We start from the raw sequence: 18,246 nt of genomic DNA on the forward strand, positions 1-18,246 counted from the left end.
GCTTCAATATGTTGAAATAACGAACTAATTATTGAGTTGTAAAAATGGTTTTTAGATAGTATAATTAACAGAATACAAACAAAACCTCTTAAAAAACTAAACAAAAACATAACAAGAGATTATTTCTAATTATTAGCTACTCTAAGTCTTTATATGATTTGTACATTGTAGTTAAAGGTTTTACGAGGATTCGTCTAGGGCAAAAAATATAAACATGTATAGATTGTGTAAATTATTTTTTAGGAACACTTTAATAGGTAATTTCTTTATAATTACACTATTTGGGTTTTTTATGTGCGGTTCTTTTTTTGCTCAAGAAAGGAAGGAACAGACCTTAAAAAAACTTGAACAATATTCTGATAGTGCTGCTCAGGTTTTAAAAGAAAGATATGTTACTTATATAAAGAAACAGGATACTTTAAAAGCTATTAATTCACTTCAGAAATTATCACTCATCTATAGTCATCAAGGAAACCATAAAGAGTCTTATGATAAATTGTGGGAGGCTTTATTATTGGCAGATGCATCAAAAAATAGAGATAAGAAAGCGTTTTTGTATAGAGATATTGGTAGGCATTATAGCTATTATAAAAGAAAAGAGAAGGCTCTAAAATTCTTGAATTTGTCTTTAAGTTTAAGAAAGGATTTGTACTATAATAAAAAATCGAAAAAAGCAACATTAACAAATGCTTATTTAGCATTTGTTGCCACGTTTAGAGAGTTAAATGATTTTAAACTTGCTAAAATATATTTAGATAGTAGTGCAGTTTTTTTACAAAAAGATACCATGTTAAGAGATAGAGCTTTTTATACTTTTGAGCATGGGGTTATTTTAGATTATCAAGGAAAATGTAAAGAAGCTTTAAAGGAATTTAAGACTAGTTTAGATTGGTTTTCTAAAGAATTACCATCTTATAAAGTTTTAATTTACGCTTATGTTGGTGATTGTTATAAAAATTTAAGGGAGTATAAAAAAAGTGAAAATTACTATTTGAGTGCGTTAAATTTATCTCAAGAATACAACGTACACAAAGATTTTGCACCTTTAATTTATCAAAGATTATCTAATTTATATTTAATAACAGGCGATAAGGATAAAGCTTTTATCAACTTAAAAAAAGCAAAAGATTTAGATGATCTTTATTTTGATAGCAGAAGTGCAACCAATAGACCCCTTTTAGAAATTCAGGATGAATTTTTAGAGACAAAAAAGCGACAAGTAATTGCGTTTAAAGAACAACGACTTTATCAGTTAGAACATGAAGAAAAAGTAGTTTTTTTAGAAAGAATATTGCTATTTGGTTTTATTGTTTTTTTAATATTGTTCGGTATTTTGTTGATCTATAATATAAGGTCTAAGCATTTAGTAGAAAAGAAAATATTACAAAAGAAAAGAGAATTTGAGTTTCAGAAAAACAAAGAGGTAATTGAATTGAAAAATAAAGAACTGGCTACTTCTGTAATAAAATTGATAGAAAAAGACGCATTTATAGATCAACTAAAAGAAAAACTATCTAGTGGAAAAGGTGAAATAAATAGACAGGAAGCAAAACAAATTGTCAATTCTATTTCTATAAATAATCTTGAAAATTGGAATGAATTTGAAACTAGATTTGTATCAATTAATAAAAAATTTTATACCAAACTTACCAAGAAATTTCCAACATTAACAAGTAACGATCAAAGGCTTTGTGCCTTAATAAAGCTTAATTTTTCTAGTAAAGAAATAGCAAAGTTATTAAGCATGTCTAATGAAAGTGTGCATACCACGAGAAGTAGGTTAAGAAAGAAATTAAATATTTCTAGGTCAACTAATTTAAAGCAATTTATTGCTAGTATTTAATGGATAAAAGTCTAAAATAAAACCACAAATTATGAGATTAGTTTTAAAACAATCAGATACTCTTCTAAATAAAAAATTAAATATTTCTAAGAGAGTTATTCCTTCTTTTGATACTGCATGGCATCATCATAAAGAAATTGAATTGTTATATATTTCTCAAAGTAATGGAATTCGTTTTGTTGGTGATCATGTAGCTCCTTTTTTTCCTGGAGATTTGGTTTTGGTAGGTTCTCATTTACCACATCTATGGAGAAGTGATTCGTCTTATTATGAATCGAAAAGTAATAGGAGTGTAAAAACAATTGTTAGTAAGTTCACTAAAGATTTTTTAGGGGCTGATTTCTTTAAAAATGAAGAATTTTATAAGGTAAATAAATTATTAGAAGCATCTAAATTTGGGTTGTGTTTTTCTAAAGAAGTAAGTAGAGATTTGCACAAAGAGATTATGAAACTACCAGAATTATCATCAATAGAGCAACACATTGGTTTGCTAAACATTTTGCATAAATTATCTGAAGTAAAAGAGAGTAAATTAACTATTTTATCATCCTCAGATATGAGGCAATCTGGTACTGATGGAGCGGATAAAATAGATTTAGTTTTAAGGTATATTTCTGATAATTATGCTTCGAATATAAATTTAGAAGATGTAGCGGGAGTTGCATGTATGACAACCAATTCGTTTTGTCGATTTTTTAAGAAAATGACAAACAAATCATTCACTCAGTTTTTAAATGAAATTAGAATTAGAAATGCCTCTAGAATTTTAATTCAAGAAAATTTATCAGTTTCAGAAGTTTGTTATCTCGTAGGCTTTAACTCTATGACATATTTTAATAAGCAATTTAAACAAATTATGAATACTACTCCTAAAACATATAAAATGGCTATTTATTAAAAATAATGTTGTTTATAAACAGAAAACTTCCTCTAGATTTTTAGAGTAATAACGTGCATAAAATATATGTTTTATGTGGTGTTAAGCTGCTTAATATTATAATTAGATAATATTTGTTAAAAAACTCATGTGAATTTTACTTCCATGAAATAATTGTTATATTTGTTAGGAATGAAACTAATTTTAAAAAAATCTGATGCGCCTGTAAGTAAAAAACTTGATATTTATACAAGAGATGTTCCTTGTTTAGATGCAGCATGGCATTACCATAAAGAATTCGAATTACTATATATTTCTCAAAGTAATGGTATTCGTTTTGTGGGAGATAGTGTTGCACCCTTTTTTGCAGGAGATTTGGTTTTGGTTGGCTCTTATTTACCACATTTATGGAGAAACGATCCTTCTTATTACTCGGATGAAAGTACTCAGCAAGTAAAAACAATTGTTACCAAATTTACAGATGACTTTTTGGGTAAAGATATTTTTCAAATGCCAGATTTTTATAATATTAGAAAGTTAATTGAAGATTGTAAACTAGGTTTGTCTTTTGGTAAAGAAATTAGTAAACCTCTTCATAATGATATTATGTCACTTCCAAAGTTGTCATCTACAGAAAAGCATATCATGCTTTTAAGTATTTTAAACAGGTTGTCTTTGGTTGATAAAGCAGATAGAAAAGTTTTATCATCGTCAGATATGAGACAAACAACTACAGAAAGTTCTGAGCGAATAGATACCGTTTTAAAATTTATTTCAGATAATTATGCATCTAGTATTAGTTTAGATGATATTTCTAACGTTGCCTGTATGACAACCAATTCGTTTTGTCGTTTTTTTAAAAAAATGACCAACAAATCATTTACGCAATTTTTAAATGAAATTCGTATTCGTAATGCTTCTAGAATTTTAGTGCAAGAAAATTTACCAGTTTCAGAGATTTGTTATATTGTTGGTTTTAATTCAATTACCAACTTTAATAAGCAGTTTAAACAAATTATGGGTTCTACACCTAAAAAGTTTAGAGAGGCTATTTAGCCTGCAGTTTTTATCTATGTTAACACGCTTATTTTATTGTTATTAAAAAGTATAATTTTTAATTACTACCAACTAATTTATGATAATAAGATGCTATTTATGGTTAATATTAGCTTAATTATGTGCTAAATTATCATGTAGTTTTGAGGTCTAACTAAAAATAGACATGTATTTAACAAAACTACATTTTTCAATAATTTTTAAATATAGTATTACATTTATGGTGCTTGCACTATGTGTTTATACTACTAAGGCACAAACATTCCCTGCTTCCGACCAACAAAATTCTGGAAATTGGGTTTTAAATACAGAAATTTCAGATGAATTTGAAGGGGCTACTATAAATGAAGACCAATGGTTAATTCAAGGTAGAAACGGGCAATACCAATCTAACTTTATAGGAAGAGTTCCCGCTCAGTTTTCTACAGATAATGCCATTTTAGAGGATGGTAAATTAAAAATTTTAACAAAATGGGAACCAGATTATCCTTTTAATAAAGATAATAGTGGTAACCAATTAGGAGAATATAATGGAGTATCTAAACCTATAACTACAGCAGCTGTAATTAGTAAAAAACAATTTCAATATGGCTATATGGAAATTAAATCTAAAGCAGCAAATGCAGAAATAACAAGTTCTTTTTGGACAACAGGACCTGGACCAGGAAAACCAGGTGGAGCGTCGGAATTAGATATGTTTGAAATGTTTGGTGGTCATAAAACGAACGACGCTTGGAAAAAAAGGTTAAAGCTTAACATCATAAGTTGGGACCCAAATAATGAAATTTATAAAGAACAAAGAGCCATTGGTAAGATAGGTACAACGCATACTAGAAATATACAAGCAACAGATAATACCGCAGATGCCTTTCATGTATATGGTTTTGAGTGGACGGCAGATTATATAAAAGTTTATATTGATGGTGTGTTGCATCCAGATGGTACCATTTTAAAATCTGTTTTAACAAACAATGGTGCAGATCCAGATAGATGGGTAACGGATGTTCCTTTTTGGATTTGGTTCGATTCGGAAACTTTTCCTTGGTTAGGGTTACCAGAAGCATCAGATTTACAAACACCTGCAAAATATCAAATAGAATATATAAGAGTTTGGCAACAACAAACAAACGAAATATCTGTAATTGGAACTATAGATGCTATTGAAGGAAATACCGATGGAATCTTTACTGTAGCTTTATCTAACGGAGAAATTGCAACCGAAGATATTAACATTACGTATTCGGTAGGAGGAACTGCAACTGAGGGGCAAGATTATACTACGCTACTAAAAACGGTTACCATAGCAAACGGAACGAATTCGTCTCAAATAATTATTGATGCAACGGAAGATGGCATTGATGAAGCTCTAGAAACCGTTACCATTACGTTACAATCTTCTAGTTCTAAAACAGTAAATACAACTGCAGCAAGTATTCAGTTATCAGACTTTGTTGCTTCTACAATATTAACAGCAGGAGATGTTGCTATACTTGGCTGGAAATCTGGAAGCGGTAAATTGGCTTTTATGCTTTTAAAAGATATTACTTCTGCAACAACCTTATCTATTTCTAATAGAACATGGAATAATTCTTTGAATCAATTTACGGGAGATTATTCTGTTGATGATATTTGGACATGGACTGCAGTTGCTGATTATAGTTCGGGAGATATTTTTATGCTAGATTCCGACGGACAGGTTAAGCAAATTATAAACAATGCGGAGGTAGTTGTAGGTACAACTTCTCATGATTATACGGGTAAAGTAGCACAAGCAAGTGATGGTGATTTCGATTTTTCAGTAAATGGAGAAGGTATTTTAATGTTTCAAGCAGCTCCTTTTGAATTGCCAACAGATTCTAATTCAGCAGCTTGGGTAACTGGTGTAAATACAGCTCTAGGATGGGGTGTTGGAAGTGGGAATACTGTTAGTGATTTACCAACAGCTTTAACCAATGGGGTAAATGCCAACGATGTAGGAGAAAAGCATGATTTTGGAGTATACAAAGGTGCTTTATCTGGTACACCTGCACAATTAAGAGCAAGTATTAATGATGCAAATAACTGGGTGTTTTCAGAAGATACAGAATACAACTTGTGGAGTTTTGATAAAGCCTCTGGCAGTACAACGGGAGATATTGGTATTGCAGGTGTTTTAAGTTTAAAAAATCAAGCTATTAATCAGTTTAGTGTTTTTCCGAATCCAGTAAATGACTCTTTCAATCTTAACTTTAGAGAAAGCCAAGGTGCAATAGAAATTGAAATCTTTACAACCTTAGGAAAATCAGTAAAAAAAGTAAAAGAAAGTAATGTTAGTAGCACTAAAGTAGATGTTTCTAATTTATCATCAGGAGTCTATTTTTTATCAGTTACATCAGAAAAAACAAAGCAAACAAAAAAAATCATTATTAAATAAAAATTATGAAAAACAATTATTTTAAATATTGTGCATTCTTTTTTATGGTATTAATTTCGGTTAGTAATTATGCACAAACTCACGGAACAAAACCTAATATCATTGTAATTTTAGCGGATGATTTAGGGTATGCAGATGTTGGTTTTAATAGAGATGCTAGTTTCCCTGCAGACCAAGGAATAATTCCTACGCCAAACATAGATGCATTAGCAAATAGTGGTATTATTTTTAAGAATGCCCATGTAGTACACCCATTTTGTGGACCAAGTAGAGTTGCGTTATTAACGGGTATTTATCCTCATAGAATTGGAGCTCAATATAATTTACCGAATGATATTACTTCTCCTTTAGGTATTCCGGAAAGTGAGACGTATTTTTCTAAAGTATTACAAGATGCAGATTATAATACATCAGCAATCGGTAAATGGCATTTAGGTTTCGAGGATGGTAAGTTTCAGCCATTAGATAGAGGTTTCGATCATTTCTTTGGATTTTTAGGAGGAGGGAAAAATTACTTTGAGAGTTATTATGAAGATTCTTTTTATAACAGACAAGGTGGTGTAAACCCAGTTACAAATGAGTATCAAGATCCATTACAAAGAGACAAGGCTTATGTGGCAAGAGAAGAATATAGCAATGCTGAGAACGAAGATTTTTTAACAGATGTTCTTACAGATAATGCCATTCAATATCTTAGTGAAAATAGAGGTAAATCAAATCCTTTCTTTATGTATTTAGCCTACAATGCTCCACATACACCTTTACAAGCTAAGGACACTGAAATTGCAAAATTTAAAGCAGATAATCCTAATTTTGAAAGCTTAGTTAGAAGTAGTACGTATTTAACAGAATCTCAACCAGTAGCAAAATTAACAACGCAAGCAGAAAAAGATGCTTTAGTAGAGGAGTTTGTAGAAGCACGTATTACATATGCAACTATGACGGTTAATATGGACAACAATATTGGTAGAGTTGTAGCAGAATTAAAAAAAGATATGAATGTATTTAACAATACCGTTATTATCTTTTTAAGTGATAATGGTGGTTATAGATGGAGTAAAGGAGCCGTAAACTACCCGTTACAACAACAAAAAGGAAGTGTTTTAGAGGGTGGTCATAAAGTACCAATGTTTGTAAGTTGGCCAAATAAAATTACGTCTCCAAGCACGTATGATTACCAAGTAAGCTCTTTAGATATTTACCCAACTTTGGTAGGTTTAGCAGGGGCAACTATACCTGCAACAAAACAAATTGATGGTAAAGATTTTATGGACAAAATAATTGCGGGTCAAAGAGTTAGAGAAGATGATGAGCCTTTGTATGTTATTAGACCTCAAAATGGTTTTCATAATGGAGCTATTACTTCTTATCCTTGGAAAATAGTAAAAACAGGAGGAAATGGAAATTGGAGATTATTTAATATACTAACAGATCAAGGAGAAACTACTGATGTAAGGAATAGTGAAGTAAATGGAGAACAAATTGTTCAGAATCTTTTAGATAAAGCAATTGCTTGGGTTAGAGAATTTAAAGATGTAAAACCAGCTTGGTTTGATCATGAAAGAGGAGACGGACATCCTCATAGAAAATTATGGTTTGATACTAAAACATTACCAAGATATGCAGATTTATTTGATACAACAGAACAAGTATTAAGTGTAAACGAAACTTTACAGCAATTGTTTAGTATTTCTCCAAACCCTGCTAATAATTATTTTGATTTTAGTTTTAAAACAAATATCAAAAAATTAGAACTTGAAATTTTTACAACTTCAGGAAAATCAGTAAAAAAAGTTAAAGAAACCAATGTGAGTAATCCAAGAGTAGATGTTTCTAATTTACCTGCAGGAATTTATATTTTAAGAATAAAGACTGATCAAGATTTTTCAATAGAAAAAATGATAAAAATATAATCAATTTTTATAATTGTATTTAGTGAAAACTCGCAACAAATGTTGCGAGTTTTTTTATGCATAAATATTTTATCAATATAACTTCATCAGCATAAAATAACTTTATCTCTGTAGGTTAATTTTGTATACAATAAAGGTAAATTAGTGTTAAAGAAAGGTAAGATTCATAAAATTAGGAGGTTTATTTTATGGAAATTTGGAAAGTGAATTAAATTTTTATCGAATTCATAATTTTAACAATTAACAAACCTAAGCAATTATGAGAAAAAAACTATTTTTTAATAATAGTTCTTATGTATCCTTTATGAAAGAATTTAGGGTGATAGGATTATTACTAATTTGTATCATCACTTTTCCAAAGTTTGCCAATGCAAGCTCGTTAGAGGCAAGTGATAAAAATGTTAATGAAGCTACGTTTCAGCAAAGTATTACTGGAACAGTTTCAGATGAAAGCGGACCAATCCCTGGGGTGAGTGTTCAAGTAAAAGGAAGTACAAAAGGTACAGTAACAGATTTTGATGGTAATTATTCTTTATCAACTAAAGATGCAAATGTTATTTTAATATTTTCATATATCGGTTACAAAACACAAGAAGTAGTTGTTAGTGGTAAAACGGAAGTTAATGTAACGATGGTGGCTGATGTAGCAAATTTAGATGAAGTTGTTGTTATTGGTTATACCTCTAGAAAAAAAGGTGATATTACAGGTTCTGTGAGTACTTTAAAAGCAGATAAGATTGCAAAATCTGGAAGTAAAGATTTAGTAAAATCATTGGCCGGTAAAGTTTCTGGTTTAATTATTTCAGATAGAGGTGGTACACCTGGTGCTAATGATGCAACTTTGTTAATTAGAGGTAAATCTACTTTAGGAAACAATTCGCCTTTAATTTTAATAGACGGTATTGCAGCTGCCTCTTTTTCTAATTTAGCACCGCAAGATATCGAAAGCTTAACAGTTTTAAAAGATGGAGCAGCGGCTATTTATGGAGCAAGAGCAGCAAATGGTGTTATTTTAGTAACTACTAAAAGAGGTAAAAACGGAAAAACTAAAATACGTTTATCAACCTCATACACTGTTTCTTCTTTTTCTGCTACGCCAAGCTTAATGTCTTCAGAGCAATATGCAATTTATAATAATGAAATTGAAGCAAGGTATGGTAGAGATGCAATATACTCGCAAACAGAAATTAATAAGTTTGCAGATGGTTCAGATCCTATAAATTATGCAAACACAGACTGGGCTGCAGAGACTTTTGCTAAAAGTTCTCCAGAGTCAAGAACCTCATTGTCACTTTCTGGAGGAACTGAAAATGTAAGTTATTTTGTAAGTGGAGATATGATTCGTCAAACAGGAATGTATAAATCTGGAGATTTAAAATTCGATCAAAATCAATTAAGATCTAATTTAGATATTAAGATTACAGACGATTTTAAATTAGGAGTAGATTTATCAGGTAGGTTTGGAGAAACTTTAGAGCCAGGTATTGGTACAAGTTATATCTATAAAAATATTTATAATAACTCGCCAACAAATGCAGCCGTATATCCAAACGGTTTAATTGCTTGGGGAGGAGAAAATGGTGCAAACCCTGTTATAATGTCTAGTAACAAGTCTGGTTTTGATAAGCAAATAGATACCGATTTAAGAGGGAAGTTTTCTATAGATTACGATTTACACAAACTTGCAGAAGGCCTGAAATTTAAAGGATATGCAGGTATGAGAAAAATGAATTACGATCAAAAATCTTGGTACAGCCCTTGGACAGTTTATTCTTACCTACAAAGTACCGATGAGTATGTTTCGCAACCTGGTTTTTCTCAAGATGGTAATGAAAATATTTTACGTGAAAGTTTTTGGAAATACAATGAGTTAATGTTAAATGCAACCTTACATTATTCTAAAACAATAAATGATAAACATAGTTTTAGTGGGTTTGTTGGGTATGAGCAAACTACCTCAGATCAAAGAAATTTTTGGGTACAAAAGAAAGGTTTTCCAGATTCTGAACATTCAGAATTGTTTGCTGGTGATGCAGATGGACAAACTGCAGACGGTACTTCTTTTGAGTGGGCACGTGTAAATTATTTTGGTTCATTTTCGTATGATTATATGAAAAAATATTATGTAGACGTAACCTTAAGACATGATGGGTCTAGTAATTTTGGTCCAGGTAATAGATTTGGTACGTTTCCAGGAGTTGCCTTGTCTTGGTCTATTAACAAGGAATCTTTTATGGAAAATGTTTCTTGGGTAAATTCTTTAAAGCTTAGAACTTCTTGGGCTAAAATGGGGAATGATCGTATTGCAGGTTTTCAGTATTTAACACAATATGACTACGCTGGTAATGTTGGTGCGCAACCTAATTATTACAATTTTGGTGGTGAATATTATAATGGGTATTCTAGTATTGGTGTAGCCGCTGCAAATCCAAATATTACTTGGGAGGCTGCAGATATGAAAAATATAGGTTTAAACTTTACATTATTTGACAACAGATTAACAGGAGATTTTAATTATTTCTATCAAAAAAGAGAAGATATTTTAGTCACCAGAAGTGCCTCTGTACCTGATTATACAGGGTTAACTTTACCGCAAGAAAATATTGGTAAAGTAGATAATTATGGATGGGAATTAGAATTAGGTTGGAATGATAAAGTAGGAGAATTAGGGTATAATTTTGGATTTAATTTTACCAAAGCTAAAAACGAAGTTGTTTATTTAGATGAAGCTAAAAATGTTGCAGATGCTATTAAACAAGAAGGGCATCCAATGGATTCGTACTTAATTTACCCAACAAACGGACTGTTTAAAAATCAAGCAGAAGTAGATGCTGAACCTGTAAAATTAGCAGGTACTGTGCCAGGGGAACCTTATTATATAGATACCGATGGTAATGGAAAAATTGATGCAGGAGATAGAATTCGTTCTTATTCTTCTAACGTACCAGAAATTCAATATGGTATTCATGGTGGCTTAAATTATAAAAATTGGAATTTCAGTTTCTTATTTCAAGGGCAAGCAAAAGCTAAAATGCAAGTATTTTTTGAAGGAAATGGAGCATTACCAGATTTTATGTTTAATCAACGTTGGACACCAGAAAATACAAATGCAAGATATCCAAGAGCATTTGCAAATGGTGATTCATACAGTACTAGTTTAAACGGACCAGAAACTTTTCAAGGAGCAGATCTTTACTTACGTGATGCTTCATATCTAAGGTTAAAGGAACTTCAATTAGGGTACTCTATACCTAAAGATGTTATAAAATTTGCAGATGTTAACATTTACCTTAGAGGTTATAATTTGGTAACCCTATTTTCTGATATATATGATTTAGGTTTAGATCCAGAAGCTGAAGGATATAATAGTTTTAGAGGTAGTACTTATCCTTCTTTAAAATCATTTACGTTTGGTTTAGATTTTAATTTTTAAGTAAATATTGAATCAAATCTTAATTAATAAGAAATTTAAAAAGATACAAAGAAATGAAAAGTATAAAAATAAAATTTGCAATTGCAATTCTGGCTATTTTTACAATAGTGAGTTGTAATGATATTCTAGATACAGAATCAAGTGGTTCTTTTACAGAAGATGCCATTTATAGTGACGTAAACCAAGCGAAACTTGTGGTGCTAACGGCTTATAATACTACAGATAGTTGGGCTATAAATCGTTTTCAATGGTGGACACAAAGAATTGGTATTGAAGGAGCATCTTGGGAAGCTAAATTTAACTTTAAAGATTTAGATAACCCATATAAAATGAGAGGTGGTTGGTCTCCTAGTAATGCTGGTTTAGCTTTTAATAATAGATGGGCAACTTCTTGGGATTATGTAAAACTAATCAATGAATTTTTAGAAAAAATAGAAGGTAGTCAAGCAATGGAAGAAAATCCTGATGAGGTAGCGCAATTAAAAGCACAAATGACCTTTTTAAGAGCGTTTACCTATTTTAATTTAATTAAATATTATGGTGGTGTGCCAATTATTAAAAACTCATTTGGTTTAGATGATGATTTTAATTTTTCTAGAGATAGTTTTGAAGATTGTGTAGCTTTTATTGTAGCGGATTTAGATGAAGCTGCGGCAGTTTTACCTATGGAAGCTTCAGAATTTGGTAGAGCAACTAAGTTAGCAGCTTTGGCAGTTAAATCGCGTGCTTTATTGTATGCGGCTAGTAAGTTACATGACCCTAGTACAGTACCTAATGGGCCACTGTATGATTATACCAAAACAACAAAATGGCAAGACGCTGCAGACGCTGCAAAAGCTGTTATAGATTTGGTGGGTAATAGAGATTTAATTGCTGTAGCAGATGCAACAGAATATCAAAATTTGTTTTTATCAACAAATCAAGATATTTTATTCGGACGCTCTTATGGTAGTTTGTATGCAGAAATGGCTAACGATATAAACACCTTACCAGATATGGCTCAAACTCCCAATGGTTATGGTGGATGGGGATTGTGTTCTCCTACGCTTAATTTTGCATTAGAATTTAATATGGCAGATGGTTCTGCTACCACTTCAGCAGCATATAATCCTTCTGAACCAAACGAAAATAGAGAAATGAGATATTATGCAGATTTAAATTTTCAAGGAGCAATGTTTAGAAATCGTAAAGTAGATTATGCATTAGCAGAAGTTTCAAGTGATGCAACTCCAGATGGTTTAGATTCCCCAAACGGATTAGGAAATCAATTGCATTCATCAAAAACAGCATATAATATAAGAAAATTTCAAGATGAAAGTCTATCTACATTAACAACTTTTTCTGTAAATCGCCCTTATATTATGTACAGGTTGGCAGAAGTGTATTTAAATTATGCAGAAGCACTTTATGAAGTGGGAGGACAAGAAAGTTTGGCTAGAACCTATTTAAACAAAGTATCGGCAAGAGCATTACAACCAAATATTACGGCATCAGGAGATGATTTATATGCAGCAATTCAAAGAGAAAGACGTGTAGAACTTTGTTTTGAAGGTCATAATTTCTTTGATGAAAGAAGGTGGATGGTGCAAGATCATATTGGAGGCTATGATATTAAAGGTTTAAAATGGACAAGAGCTACTGACGGAACTTTAACGAATGAAGAGTATACCGTGGTTAACAGACCTTGGTTTGATTATAGATATTACTTACCAATTCCACAAACAGAAATTGATAAGGATGCTTCTTTAGAGCAAAATTATGGATATTAAAAAACATTTTACTTAATTGTAAGGTTATTTGAATTTGATTTGAGAAAATGCTGAAGATTTATCTTCAGCATTTTTTATTATAGAAAGTAGTTTATTATCGCTTCTACATTAAGTAAAATTATTGTAAAGTATCAAAAAAGAGTTACTTTTAAAAAGGATACGTTACCAAAAAGCAGTAGGTTATTTGTATATTAAATCAAGTAGATTATCCCTTAGATTTAAAAAATAAAAAATCTGTAAGGTAAAATAGGGTTAAGAGTTGGTAAATTTAATCAACAGCATACGTCTAAATTATATTTTCTTTGTTAGCCAACTAATTGCTTTCATTTTAGTGTGAAAATAATGAGTTGTAAAATAAGGACTAACTAAATAACAATAATAATGAGTAAACACACAAAAAATGCTTTCTTATATGCTATCATTGTAGCTATTGGGTCGTTTGTCTTTGGTTTAGATGCTGTATTAATTTCGGGAGGATTTAAATTTATCACACAAGAATTTAATTTAACAGCTTCACAAGTAGGTTTAATTGGTTCTGCTCCAGGTATTGGGGTTTTAGTAGCATTACCACTTACAGCATTTTCTGCAAACAAGTTTGGAAGAAAGTTTACATTACAAATTATTGCAATATTTTATATTGTATCTGCAGTTGGTTCTGCTTTAGCACCCTCATTTTTGTCGTTATTTTGGTTTCGATTTTTAGGAGGATTAGCCTTTAGCTCTGTTACTTTAGCTTCTATGTATATTGGTGAAATTGCACCTGCAGAGCAAAGAGGTAAATTGGTTTCTACACTACAAATAAACATGGGAATTGGATTTACAGCTGCCTATTTAATAAATTATTGGATTTTACAACAAATGGGATCTGATTTACAATGGGTAAAAGATTTAAATCTAGCCGAAACAGGTTGGCGTTGGATGCTTGGTATAGAAATAGTGCCTGCTGTTATTTGGTTTTTGTTATTGCTTTTAATTCCAAAAAGTCCAGCTTGGTTAGTCTATAAAGGTAGAATTGAAGAGGCCAAAAAGTCGTTAGCAAAGGTATATCCAGAAGATCAAGTTGATGGACAAATTCTACAAATGGTAGAAAGTGTAGATAGTGTAGAAGGTAATAGATCTACAGTGAGTCAATTAAAAGAAATTTTTAGTAGTAGAGCAAGAATCGTCTTAATTTTAGCTTTTACATTAGCTATTGTTCAACAATTTACAGGTATGAATGCGGTTATGATCTACGCTCCAACTATGTTTGAGCAATTAGGTTTGGGTACAGATGCCGCTTTTTCTAGTACTATTTGGATTGGTGTCATTGGTTTGGTATCTACGTTGGTGTCCTTGTCTTTAATAGATAAATTTGGTCGTAGACCATTAGTTTTGGGTGGTTTAATTTTGATTATAATAAGCATCTCAACGGTTTCTTATGGGTTTAAACAAGCAACATATAAGGTAACTCCAGACGCCATTGTTAAAATGAAAGATATCCCTAATATAGAAAAGTTAAACACTATTGTTGGACTAGAATTTACTAGTGATATTGAGTTTAAGAATTCTTTGAGTGATATTCTTGGCGTGGAGTCTGCACGTGACAACTCTGGTGTCATATTTAAAGAAACGGCACACATGAATGCTATCTTAATATTACTGAGTATTTTAACTTTTATTGCCGCATTTAATTTTTCAATAGGCCCTATTATGTGGGTGTTACTTTCAGAAATTTTTCCAATTTCTAACCGTGGAGTGGCAATACCGTTATTTGCGTTAATTTCTAGTACCGTTAGTGCATTGGTACAATACTTATTCCCTTTAGAAATGGAGATATTTGGAGCTGCCACAACGTTTATAATTTACGCAGGTATTGTACTTGTGGGCCTAATTATTTTATACAAATACCTATTAGAAACCAAAGGACTTTCTTTAGAAGAAATTCAAGTGAAATTGCAAAAAAAATAAAAAATGAAAAAAATAATAATACTAGTTGTTTTAAGCTTTTCATTAACGAATTGCGCTCAAAAAAAACCAAACATTATTTTCTTATTCTGTGATGATGCAGGGTATGCAGATTTTGGTTTTCAAGGTAGTGATGTTATGATAACTCCTAATTTGGATAAATTGTCTAAAGAAGGTGTGAAATTTACACAAGGATATGTAACTGACGCAACTTGTGGTCCTTCTAGAGCAGGATTAATCACAGGGAAATATCAACAAAAATTTGGATACCAAGAAATTAATGTTCCAAATTATATGAGTAAAAATTCTAAGTATTTAGGTGATGATATGGGTTTGCCTTTAGATCAAAAAACCATTGCAGATTACTTAAAAAAATTAGGGTATAAAAGTGCCGTTTATGGAAAATGGCATTTAGGAAATGCAGATCGTTTTCATCCATTAAAAAGAGGGTTTGATGAGTTTTATGGTTTTAGAGGTGGCGCAAGAAGTTTCTTTCCAATCAAGAATTTTAAAGGAATTCACCATGATAATAAAATGGAACGTAATTTCGAAAATTTTGAAGAACCAAATGGTTATGCAACAGATGTTTTTGCAGATGAAGCAATATCATTTATAGAGAAAAACAAAAACAATCCGTTCTTTATTTACTTGGCTTTTAATGCAGTGCATACACCCATGGAAGCTACAGAAGCAGATTTGGCAAAATTCCCTAATTTAAAAGGGAAACGTCAGCAAGTAGCAGCAATGACTTTGGCACTAGACAGAGCTTGTGGAAAAGTGTTAGATAAATTAAAAGAATTAGGACTAGATGAGAATACCATTATTGTTTTTTCTAATGATAATGGTGGACCAACAGATAAAAATGCCTCTTTAAATTTACCATTGAGTGGTACAAAATCAAACCATTTAGAAGGCGGTTTAAGAGTTCCTTTTTTAATGAAATGGCCTAAAAAATTAAAAGCAGGTCAAGTATACAATTACCCTGTGAGTACTATGGATTTACTGCCAACATTTTATGCTGCTGGAGGAGGAGATGTAAAAGATTTAGATAAAGTTGATGGTGTAAATATCATTCCTTTTGTTGATGGTTCAAATAAAGCGAGACCACATAAATATCTGTTTTGGAAAAAAGAAGCGCGCGCAGTTTGTAGAGATAATGATTGGAAATTAATCCGTTTTGCAGATAGACCAGCAGAATTGTATGATGTATCAAAAGACATTACAGAACAAAACAATTTGGCTTTACAAGAACCAGAACGTGTTAAAGAAATGTTTAAAAAACTATTTGAATGGGAGTTAACACAAGAACGTCCTTTATGGATGTTACAACAACGTTTCGAAAAATATGACATTGATAGAATGGATCGTTACAGAACTCCAGAATTAGTGAAAAAAGAAATGGAGAAATATACTAATTAGCAGATTTTATAGAGCGAATTTTATAGGAAATTAAGGGTGAAATTTACAAATCATCACAAAGCAATAAATTAAAAAAAGAATAGAATGATACAATTTAAGAGATATACTTTTATCGCATTATCCGGATTGTTAACACTTGCCAGTGTAAGTTGTGCACAAAATAAAAAGGCAGATAAAGTTAAAACAGAAATAACCACTCCAATGCCATTTTCTGATCTACAAAACGAAGGTGGTTGGGTATTGAATGAAGATTTAAGTGACGAGTTTAAAGGCACAGAGATAGACACTGTAAAGTGGTTTGTAGAAGGTAGAAATGATCAATATTATATTTGGAAAGGACGTGCTCCTTCTCAGTTTGTAGCTAAAAATGTTATTGTAGAAGACGGTAAATTAAAGCTAAGAACAGCCTGGGAACTAGATTATCCTTTTATCAAAGAAAGTTATGCAGATGGTAATATGGGGTCGTCTCAATATGGTGTGTACAAAGACGGAACGCCAATGCCAGTTACTACAGCGGGTGTTTTAACCAACAAACGTTTTTTATATGGGTATATGGAGGTGAAATCTAAAGTTGGTAATGCGGCAATTACTGGCGCTTTTTGGGCAATTGGGCACGAACAAGAATTAGACGTTTATGAATTGATGGGGAATCCTAAAAGTAAAAAAGGAAACATTAGAGAAGATTCTTATCTAGCAACTGCGCACGATTGGAGTCCACCTGCTAAAAGACCAACAAAAATATTTAATCATGTAGAAAATTTAGACTTTAGAACTGCGGATGATTTTCATGTATACGGAGCAGAATGGGGGGTAGATTACTTAAAATTATTTATTGATGGTAAGATGATTCGTCATTTTACTCAGGACGAATTAGGGACTTCTTTTGTATTGAATAACCCGATGGAAATTTGGTTAGATTCTGAGATATTCTTTTGGTTAGGTTTGCCTCATAAAGAAGAATTACCTGTAGATTTTGAAATTGAATATATGAGAGTTTGGCAAAAACCATCAGATAATTTATTAGCAGAAGATGCAGCATTTTATGGTTTTGAAGGACCAATTTTGTGTGAAGAAAACGGAAGACCTTTAACCTTATTGCCAGAAAGTTCTGTGCCAGATGAGTATCAGAAATTCTGGGAAATTAATGAAGGTTCAGCAAAATACTTATCAATAGCTTATGGCGATTATTACCAAGGTGTAAACAGTTTAGAATTTGCTGGCTTTAGTAAAACAGAAAGTTTAGAAGTAGAAAAAGCAGTTGCAATGGCACCAGAAGGTTCTTTAAATTTAGCAGCTGGTGAGTATACCATTTCTGCAAAGGTTTGGTTAGATCAGGGAGTTATTGCAGATAAAATTCACTTGGTTTTACAAGATCCAGCATTAGAGGTTACTTTTGCAGACCTTAGAAAACAACCAAGACGCCAGTGGATTACTGTAGAGAGTACCATATCTAGAAAGGTTGCTTCAGGTGCAAAAGATGCAATTGCTATTGAAATTAGAAAAGAAGATTTGCCTAAAACTAGAGCCGCAAAACTTTTGATAGACAATATTGTGATCAAGAAAAAACAGTAAAAAATCA

10 protein-coding genes are annotated in these 18,246 nt (G+C 31.5%); all 10 read left to right on the forward strand.

Annotation, left to right across the window (positions count from 1 at the left end):
* Positions 1-223: 223 nt before the first annotated feature.
* Positions 224-1,843, forward strand: a complete 1,620-nt coding sequence (locus WHD07_RS12070; RefSeq protein ID WP_343328604.1) for a hypothetical protein — start codon at positions 224-226, stop codon at positions 1,841-1,843.
* 31 nt (positions 1,844-1,874) lie between these two features.
* The gene (locus WHD07_RS12075) at positions 1,875-2,741 is read left to right on the forward strand and encodes an AraC family transcriptional regulator (protein ID WP_343328605.1); all 867 of its coding nucleotides are present in this window, start codon (positions 1,875-1,877) and stop codon (positions 2,739-2,741) included.
* Between the two features lie 171 nt (positions 2,742-2,912).
* Positions 2,913-3,776 (forward strand): AraC family transcriptional regulator, encoded by an 864-nt coding sequence (locus WHD07_RS12080; RefSeq protein WP_343328606.1) that lies wholly within the window; start codon positions 2,913-2,915, stop codon positions 3,774-3,776.
* Between the two features lie 220 nt (positions 3,777-3,996).
* Positions 3,997-6,189 carry a T9SS type A sorting domain-containing protein gene (locus tag WHD07_RS12085; protein WP_343328607.1) on the forward strand — a complete coding sequence of 731 codons (2,193 nt, stop codon included), beginning with the start codon at positions 3,997-3,999 and terminating at the stop codon, positions 6,187-6,189.
* Between the two features lie 5 nt (positions 6,190-6,194).
* Positions 6,195-8,102, forward strand: coding sequence for a sulfatase-like hydrolase/transferase (locus tag WHD07_RS12090; protein ID WP_343328608.1), 1,908 nt, complete (start codon positions 6,195-6,197; stop codon positions 8,100-8,102).
* 259 nt (positions 8,103-8,361) lie between these two features.
* Positions 8,362-11,535 carry a TonB-dependent receptor gene (locus WHD07_RS12095; protein WP_343328609.1) on the forward strand — a complete coding sequence of 1,058 codons (3,174 nt, stop codon included), beginning with the start codon at positions 8,362-8,364 and terminating at the stop codon, positions 11,533-11,535.
* 53 nt (positions 11,536-11,588) lie between these two features.
* Complete coding sequence (locus WHD07_RS12100) at positions 11,589-13,304, forward strand: RagB/SusD family nutrient uptake outer membrane protein (protein ID WP_343328610.1); 1,716 nt, start codon at positions 11,589-11,591, stop codon at positions 13,302-13,304.
* A 381-nt stretch (positions 13,305-13,685) separates the two neighbouring features.
* Positions 13,686-15,251 (forward strand): MFS transporter, encoded by a 1,566-nt coding sequence (locus WHD07_RS12105; protein WP_343328611.1) that lies wholly within the window; start codon positions 13,686-13,688, stop codon positions 15,249-15,251.
* A 3-nt stretch (positions 15,252-15,254) separates the two neighbouring features.
* Complete coding sequence (locus tag WHD07_RS12110; protein ID WP_343328612.1) at positions 15,255-16,667, forward strand: sulfatase-like hydrolase/transferase; 1,413 nt, start codon at positions 15,255-15,257, stop codon at positions 16,665-16,667.
* Between the two features lie 84 nt (positions 16,668-16,751).
* Positions 16,752-18,239: a family 16 glycosylhydrolase gene (locus WHD07_RS12115; RefSeq protein WP_343328613.1), complete on the forward strand. Its 1,488-nt coding sequence runs from the start codon at positions 16,752-16,754 to the stop codon at positions 18,237-18,239.
* The last annotated feature ends 7 nt before the right edge of the window (positions 18,240-18,246 follow it).

The sequence above is a fragment of the Polaribacter staleyi genome, assembly GCF_038024045.1.
GTDB lineage: Bacteria > Bacteroidota > Bacteroidia > Flavobacteriales > Flavobacteriaceae > Polaribacter > Polaribacter butkevichii.